General features: G+C 60.1%; 1 protein-coding gene. It reads right to left on the bottom strand.

Annotated features, from left to right (window positions below; translation table 11 throughout):
* Positions 1-8: 8 nt before the first annotated feature.
* A partial coding sequence (locus ACM6I6_RS22605; RefSeq protein WP_414920738.1) for a DUF2345 domain-containing protein occupies positions 9-1,252 on the bottom strand: 1,244 nt, incomplete at its 5' end.

Below are 1,252 nucleotides of genomic sequence, written 5' to 3'. Positions count from 1 at the left end.
CTCCACGATTATTCAAAGAACAGCTTGATGCCTTGCGGATCAAGGCCATGATGGCGCTGGGTGAAGCCGTTGCCGTCTGTCACTCCTCGCACCACGCTGCCGTCAGCGGTTTCGATGCGATAGCGCACATCGGATTTTGGCGCGCCTGTCTCTTTGTCCTTGACCTGGAATCCACCCTGCGTTGGATTTTTGTAGAGGGGGTCTTGCAGGACCATGGCTGACAACGCCTGTTCGAGGGAGGCACCACCGCCCCAGGCGATAAGGTCGTTCTTGATGCGCAATTCACCTGGCGCACCGATTTCGATGGAGCCATCCTTGATCTTGATGTAGGCGCCTCGACTGACCAGGGTGATGCCTTGTTCGGCGTTGAGCATGATTTCGCCGTTGATACTGTTAAGCGTCAGCGCCTTGTCCGCTTGCAGTGTCATCGCATCGCTTTGCGCCTGGATCTCCACCGGCCCCCGGGCGGCAAACAGCTTGAGCCCAAGTTTCTGCGCGAACAGGCTGATTGCTTCGCCGGCGGTCACGCTAAAGCGCTTGAGTACGCTGACATCAACGGTCTCCCCTGCCGTCGCGGTAAGGGTTTTTCCCGCTGAGATCTGAATATTTGCCGGTGTCGTGAGAGCAATACCCGCAGGTGCCGACGCAATCAGTCCAGCTTGCTTGAGATGCGCCAATGCCTCTTGCAGCCCTTGTTGCGACTGCACGTCTGCTGGCAGGGCGCCCGATACGGCGGCGCTTTGAGCCAAGGCATTCACCAGTTGCAAGGCACTGTTGAGCTGCGCCAATGCGGCACTCATCTCAAGCACCTGACCTTGAGCCTTGGCCTGCACATCCGCACTGATGAACAACCCCTTGCCGCCACGAATGGCGCCATGCCCATCCGTCCTCAGCTCAAACCCTTCCCCGCGTTTTTTCTTCTGCGCATCCACCAGATGCCCCAGGTTCAACTGACTCTTGCCACTGTGCTCAGTACTGAGCTTGACATGCTCTTCCCCGCGGTTGTCCTCCATCCGCAGCTTGTTGTTCGCCGGGGTGCGCAGCACGTTGCGTTTGTAGTTGCGCAGGGTCACGTGGTCCGGGTGATCGCTGTCGTGCAGGGCGTGGGCGATGTAGGGGCGGTCGGGGTCGCCCTGTTCGAAGGCGATGGCCACTTCGGTGCCGCAGATCAGCGGCAGGTGCAGGCCATGGGTGTCGCCGGCGTAGGGGCGTGCCTGGCGGAGCCACATGCTTTCCTGGCCGAGCTTCCAGG

The organism is Pseudomonas sp. IT-P218 (assembly GCF_949767605.1).
GTDB classification, from domain to species: domain Bacteria; phylum Pseudomonadota; class Gammaproteobacteria; order Pseudomonadales; family Pseudomonadaceae; genus Aquipseudomonas; species Aquipseudomonas putida_AE.
The sequence above is the reverse complement of the archived record's forward strand: the minus strand, read 5'-3'. Positions and strand labels throughout refer to the sequence as shown.